Source organism: Roseateles sp. P5_E11 (genome assembly GCF_054049355.1).
Map to the genome: position 1 here is coordinate 1 of NZ_JBFUMO010000364.1, position 5,988 is coordinate 5,988.

The window sequence follows — 5,988 nt, forward strand, 5'->3', positions numbered from 1 at the left end:
CTTGTAGCCACCCACTGCGTTTGCTTTTTCAGCGCGGCCCCAGCCGTCGCGCGTTTTTGATTGACTGACCCCTCGGGAGCCCAAGCCATGATGGTCCTTTACTCCGGTACCACCGACCCCTACTCGCACCGCTGCCGCTTCGTGCTGTTCGAGAAAGGCATGGACTTCGAAATCCGTGACGTTGACCTGTTCGCGAAGCCCGAAGACATCGCTTTGATGAACCCGTACAACGAGGTGCCCATCCTCGTCGAGCGCGACCTCATCCTGTACGAGTCGCACATCATCAACGAGTACATCGACGAGCGCTTCCCGCACCCGCAGCTGATGCCCGGCGACCCGGTGGCCCGCGCCCGCGTTCGACTGTTCCTGCTGAACTTCGAAAAGGAGCTGTTCGCCCACGTGAACATCCTCGAGGGCCGCGGCACGACGACCAAGGCGACCGACAAGCAGCTCGAGAAGGCTCGCTCGCAGATCCGCGACCGCCTGACCCAGCTCGCGCCGATCTTCCTGAAGAACAAGTACATGCTGGGCGACGACTTCTCGATGCTCGACGTGGCCATCGCGCCGCTGCTGTGGCGCCTGGACTACTACGGCATCGACATGTCCAAGAACGCGCTGCCGCTGCTCAAGTACGCCGAGCGCATCTTCAGCCGCCCGGCCTACATCGAGGCGCTGACGCCCTCGGAAAAGGTCATGCGCCGTTGATTGCCCACCCCGAAGCGCTGTGCGCTTCCCCCTCGAGGGGGCGCCGTCAGTGGCCCGGCAAAACCGGTTCCATAGCGGCCGCGGGGTCTACAGACCGTATTGCACCCTGACCGGGTTGACTGTCGTACATGGATAAATCGCAAGGAGTTGAAGGCGGGGCGGGCAATGGCACGTCCACCCGCCCGTACCTGATCCGCGCGCTGCACGACTGGTGCACGGACAACGGCTTCACGCCCTATATCGCGGTCCACGTCGATCGTTCGGTGCAGGTGCCGATGGAGTACGTGTCCAACAACGAGATCGTGCTGAACGTCGGCTTCGATGCCACCAGCGGACTGGATCTCGGCAACGAGTTCATCCAGTTCAAGGCGCGCTTCGGCGGCGTCGCGCGAGAGATCGTCGTGCCGGTGGATCATGTTGTCGCGATCTACGCCCGCGAGAACGGCCAGGGCATGGCCTTTCCGGCGCCCGAGGCGCTGGCCGAAGGTGCACCGCTGCCCAGCCCGGCGCCGCAGGAGCCGCGCCGCAGCGGCCTGCGTCTGGCCAGCGAAGCCAGCGACGACGAGGGCGATGACACGCCCCCGCCACCCGACGCGCCCAGCGGTGGCCCGCGGCCTTCACTCAAACGGGTGAAGTGAGCGACTAGAATCTCGCCTGTTTTTCGCCGGCTTAGCTCAGTTGGTAGAGCAACCGCCTTGTAAGCGGTAGGTCATCAGTTCGAATCCGATAGCCGGCACCAATCAAAAACCCACTGTCTCGCGACAGTGGGTTTTTTCATGTGCGCCTATTTCTGGATCAGCTTCACGCGGATATGTCCAGGCAGCCCGGCCTGGGCCAGCAGGGCTTCCAGCCGGGGCAGCAGATGGCGCAGCTTGGCGGCGACGGCCGCGTTGGCGGCCAGCAGGCTCCAGCCTTCTTCGTCCAGCGGCCCGGGTTGCAGGCTGGCCAGCAGATTGCCCGGCAACGCGGGCCCGATGATGCGCAGCCGCCGCCGTGACGCCTCCAGGCGCGCATTGAGCTGACTCAGGCCCTCGTGAGCACGCAACGCGTCGGCCACCGGTGTCGGCGACGGGACGCTGACGCGCACGCTCTTGGGAGCAAGGTAGCGGGGCGGGTTGGCCATAGCCGCAGTGTAGTGAGGCGGCGATCCTGGCCAAAAGCCCACTGCTAAACTGCGCCGTTTTGCGCGGCCGGGCAAGTCCGTCTTGCAATGCCTCGCCGTGCCCTCAGATTCGCGCCTCCCACCGGTTGGACAGCCCGCCCGGTGCCGCGCAGCTCCTCATTCCTCGCAGCATGTTGCCCAAGCTTCTCACCTCGATTTTCGGTAGCCGCAATGAGCGTTTGCTCAAGCAGTACCGCCGCACCGTGCAGCAGATCAACGCGCTGGAGCCGAAGTACGAGGGCTTGAGCGACGACGAATTGCGCGCCCAGACGGCTGAATTCAAGCAGCGCATCGCTGCCGGCGAGACGGTCGACGACATCCTGCCCGAAGCTTTCGCCGTCTGCCGCGAAGGCAGCAAGCGCTCGCTGAAGATGCGCCACTTCGACGTGCAGCTGATCRGCGGCATGGTGCTCAACGACGGCAAGATCGCCGAAATGCGCACCGGCGAAGGCAAGACGCTGATGGCCACGCTGCCGGTCTACCTGAACGCGCTGACGGGCAAGGGTGTCCACGTCGTCACGGTGAACGACTACCTGGCGCGCCGCGACGCCGAGTGGATGGGCAAGCTCTACACCTTCCTCGGGCTGTCGGTCGGCATCAACCTGCCGCAGATGCCGCGCGAGCAGAAGCAGACCGCCTACGCCGCCGACGTCACCTACGGCACCAACAACGAGTACGGCTTCGACTACCTGCGCGACAACATGGTCTACGAGACGGCCGATCGCGTGCAGCGCGGCCTGTCCTACGCCATCGTCGACGAGGTGGACTCGATCCTCATCGACGAGGCGCGCACACCGCTGATCATCTCGGGCCAGGCGGACGACCACACCGACGTCTACAAGCGCATCAACGCTGTCGTGCCCAAGCTGAAGAAGCAGATCGGCGAGCTCGACCCGCGCACCGGTGAAGGCGTCATCGAGCCGGGCGACTTCACTGTGGACGAGAAGTCGCACCAGATCCACCTGACCGAAGACGGCCACGAGGTTGCGGAAGCGCTGCTGACCGAGGCCGGCCTGATCCCGGAAGGCGCGAGCCTGTACGACGCGGCCAACATCACGCTGATGCATCACCTGAATGCAGCGCTGCGGGCCCACCACGTCTATCACCGCGACCAGCATTACGTCGTGCAGAACGGCGAGGTCACCATCGTCGACGAGTTCACCGGCCGCCTGATGAGCGGGCGACGCTGGAGCGACGGCCTGCATCAGGCTGTCGAGGCCAAGGAAGGCGTGGAGATCCAGGCGGAGAACCAGACGCTGGCCTCGATCACCTTCCAGAACTACTTCCGCATGTACGGCAAGCTGTCGGGCATGACGGGCACGGCCGACACCGAGGCCTATGAGTTCCAGGAGATCTACGGCCTCGAGACCGTCGTCATCCCGCCGAACCGCCCGACCATCCGCAAGGACGAGCTGGACCTGGTCTACAAGACCGACAAGGAAAAGTACAACGCCGTCATCGAGGACATCCGCGCCTGCCACACGCGCGGCCAGCCGGTGCTGGTGGGCACGACGTCCATCGAGAACTCCGAGCTGATCTCCAAGCTGCTGGACCAGGCCAAGCTGCCGCACAACGTGCTGAACGCCAAGCAGCACGAGAAGGAAGCGCAGATCGTCGCCCAGGCCGGCCGCCCGGGCGTCATCACCATCGCCACCAACATGGCCGGCCGCGGCACCGACATCGTGCTGGGCGGCAACGTCGAGAACCAGGTCAAGTTCCTCGAGGCCGACGAGGCGGTCCCCGCCGACGAGAAGGCGCGCCGCATCCAGCAGCTCAAGGACGAGTGGCAGGGCCTGCATGACAAGGTGCGGGCCGAGGGTGGCCTGCGCATCATCGCGACCGAGCGCCACGAGAGCCGCCGCATCGACAACCAGCTGCGCGGCCGTGCCGGCCGCCAGGGCGACCCGGGTTCTTCGCGCTTCTACCTGTCGCTGGACGACCAGCTGATGCGCATCTTTGCCGGTGAGCGCGTGCGCGCCATCATGGACCGGCTCAAGATGCCCGAAGGCGAGGCCATCGAGGCCGGCATCGTCACGCGCAGCATTGAAGGCGCCCAACGCAAGGTCGAGGCGCGCAACTTCGATATCCGCAAGCAGTTGCTCGAGTACGACGACGTCTCGAACGACCAGCGCAAGGTCATCTACCAGCAGCGCAACGACATTCTCGAGGCCGATAGCCTCATCGCCCAGATCGCTTCGCTGCGCGAGTCCACGCTGAGCGATGTCGTGCGCACCTTCGTGCCGGCCGAGAGCGTGGAAGAGCAGTGGGACCTGCCCGGTCTGGAGCAGGTGTTGCAGGGCGAATGGCAGATTGGCCTGTCACTGACCGAACTCGTCAAGAAGAGCGACTCGATCACCGACGACGACATTCTGGAAACCGTCACCAAGGCCGGCGACGAGCTCTTCCAGGACAAGCTCGAGCGCGTCGGCATCGATCAGTTCAACCCCTTCATGCGCATGGTGCTGCTGCAGAGCATCGACCAGCGCTGGCGCGAGCACCTGGCGGCCCTGGACTATCTGCGCCAAGGCATCCACCTGCGCGGCTATGCCCAGAAGAACCCCAAGCAGGAATACAAGCGCGAAGCCTTCGAGCTGTTCTCCCAGCTGTTGGACCTCGTGAAGATGGAAGTCACCCGCACGCTGATGAATGTGCGCATCCAGAGCCAGGAAGAGGCCAGCCAGGCCGCCGAGGCCATGGAGCGCCGTGCCGAAGCGGTGTCCAACGTGACCTACCAGCATCCCAACGAGGACGGCTCCATCAGCCAGGACGTCGACCCCGCCACGCTGCTGGCCGAATACGGCCACGTGGGCCGCAACGACCCCTGCCCCTGCGGCAGTGGCAAGAAGTTCAAGCTCTGCCACGGCAAGCTGGCCTGAGTTTTCCTGGTCGCATCCCGCCACGGGCCGGCTTTGCCGGCCCGTTTTCATTGGTGGCTCACCCCGCGCAGCCCACCCATGTGGGGGGAAAAGCGTGCGTTTGGGCACATCCCGCCGCCTGCGCCACGCGCATGAGGGGTGCTCGGACCGCTCTCACCCCCCTAGAGTGCAGTCATTCCCCGGCGAAACTCCGGGTAGACCCGAATAGAGAACCTGAAAGTACGTGATGAAAACGTTGTCTAAAGCGCTCGCCGCCCTCAGTCTGGTTGCCGCTGCATGCAATGCGACCGCAGCGGTGACGCCGGTGTCGTTCAGCTTTTCCAACGACGCCATCATGTCCAACGGCGCAGGTGCCGCGCAGTTCAACGACATCTTCGGTTTCACCTTGAACGGTGTGACGCTGATGGGCGGCAGCGTCATCACGTTCTCGGCCGAAGACCAGGCCAGCGTCGACATCACCTCGGCCTACCTCACCCAGGGTGGCACGTCCGTCGCGCTGACGCCGGTCGGCGCCGGCATCGACGTGGACAACGACATCTTCGGCATCGAGACCTGGACGCTGGGCCAGCAATGGCTGTCGGCGGGCGCCTGGCAACTGCACGTCCTTGGCGCCGGCTTCAGCGCCAAGGGCTTCGAGGGCTACACCGCCACGCTGGAAGGCAGTACGTCGACCACCGAGTTGCCCGAGCCCACCGCCCTGGCCCTGGTGGCGGTGGCCCTGGCCGGAATGAGCCTGTCCCGTCGCCGCGCTCGCTGAGCCGCGCCCAGCCGCCCCAATCACGAAAGCAGTCCAACCATGTTCAAGCCTCTGACCCTCGCCGCCGCCCTGCTGATGAGCGCTTCGGCATTCGCCGCCGACACCGTCAGCATCCGCTTCGTCGACCGTGATGCCGGCGATCCGGCGCTCACCACCTCGCTGACGACCAACTACGTCACCGGTGGACTGAACTTCACGGATGCCGCCACCGGCAGTTTCCTGGCCTACTGCATCGAGCCGACCCAGTCCTTCGCGCTGAGCTTCAAGAGCGACGGCGTGACGCCCAACTTCAAGACCTACACGGTCGGCAGCTTCAGTGGCAGCCAGGACACACTGCTGCAGGCGCTGTACTCCAGCAAGTTTGCTTCGGTCCACTCCGGCAACCAGCAAGCCGCCTTCCAGCTCGCAGTCTGGGAAATCATGCGCGAGAGCAGCGGCACGCTCAGCGTTGCCCAGGGTAGTGGCAGCTTTTTCCTGAAGACGGAAGG

At 64.9% G+C, this 5,988-nt stretch carries 6 protein-coding genes and 1 tRNA gene; 6 read left to right on the plus strand and 1 reads right to left on the minus strand.

Annotated elements, in window-relative coordinates; genetic code table 11:
• Window positions 1-87 precede the first annotated feature (87 nt).
• The 3 genes from ACXJKR_RS21935 (at window position 88) to ACXJKR_RS21945 (ending at window position 1,444) form a co-directional block, all read left to right on the plus strand.
• Entirely contained in the window at window positions 88-705 is a 618-nt protein-coding gene (locus tag ACXJKR_RS21935) for a glutathione S-transferase N-terminal domain-containing protein (RefSeq protein WP_056192820.1), read from the plus strand.
• Window positions 706-833: 128 nt separating this feature from the next.
• A complete protein-coding gene (locus ACXJKR_RS21940) occupies window positions 834-1,343 on the plus strand; it encodes a ClpXP protease specificity-enhancing factor (protein ID WP_056192817.1) in 510 nt (169 codons plus the stop codon).
• A 25-nt stretch (window positions 1,344-1,368) separates the two neighbouring features.
• A tRNA-Thr gene (locus tag ACXJKR_RS21945) sits at window positions 1,369-1,444 on the plus strand.
• Between the two features lie 45 nt (window positions 1,445-1,489).
• Here the strand turns inward: ACXJKR_RS21945 and ACXJKR_RS21950 are convergent.
• Window positions 1,490-1,828 (minus strand): hypothetical protein, encoded by a 339-nt coding sequence (locus ACXJKR_RS21950; protein ID WP_157281141.1) that lies wholly within the window; start codon window positions 1,826-1,828, stop codon window positions 1,490-1,492.
• Between the two features lie 170 nt (window positions 1,829-1,998).
• On the opposite strand from ACXJKR_RS21950, the gene secA reads away from it, so the two are divergent.
• From secA to ACXJKR_RS21965, 3 genes are all read left to right on the plus strand, one after another.
• Window positions 1,999-4,743 carry a preprotein translocase subunit SecA gene (gene secA, locus ACXJKR_RS21955; protein WP_457324619.1) on the plus strand — a complete coding sequence of 915 codons (2,745 nt, stop codon included), beginning with the start codon at window positions 1,999-2,001 and terminating at the stop codon, window positions 4,741-4,743.
• Between the two features lie 226 nt (window positions 4,744-4,969).
• The gene (locus ACXJKR_RS21960) at window positions 4,970-5,500 is read left to right on the plus strand and encodes a PEP-CTERM sorting domain-containing protein (protein WP_157281139.1); all 531 of its coding nucleotides are present in this window, start codon (window positions 4,970-4,972) and stop codon (window positions 5,498-5,500) included.
• Window positions 5,501-5,539: 39 nt separating this feature from the next.
• The coding region (locus ACXJKR_RS21965) for a hypothetical protein (protein ID WP_457324620.1) at window positions 5,540-5,988 on the plus strand (449 nt) is incomplete at its 3' end.

Excerpts from the sequence above, each read along its gene's own strand:
- ACXJKR_RS21935 (WP_056192820.1), top strand. The coding sequence starts at position 88 with ATGATGGTCCTTTACTCCGGTACCACCGACCCCTACTCGCACCGCTGC.
- ACXJKR_RS21940 (WP_056192817.1), top strand. The coding sequence starts at position 834 with ATGGATAAATCGCAAGGAGTTGAAGGCGGGGCGGGCAATGGCACGTCC.
- ACXJKR_RS21950 (WP_157281141.1), bottom strand. The coding sequence starts at position 1,828 with ATGGCCAACCCGCCCCGCTACCTTGCTCCCAAGAGCGTGCGCGTCAGC.
- ACXJKR_RS21960 (WP_157281139.1), top strand. The coding sequence starts at position 4,970 with ATGAAAACGTTGTCTAAAGCGCTCGCCGCCCTCAGTCTGGTTGCCGCT.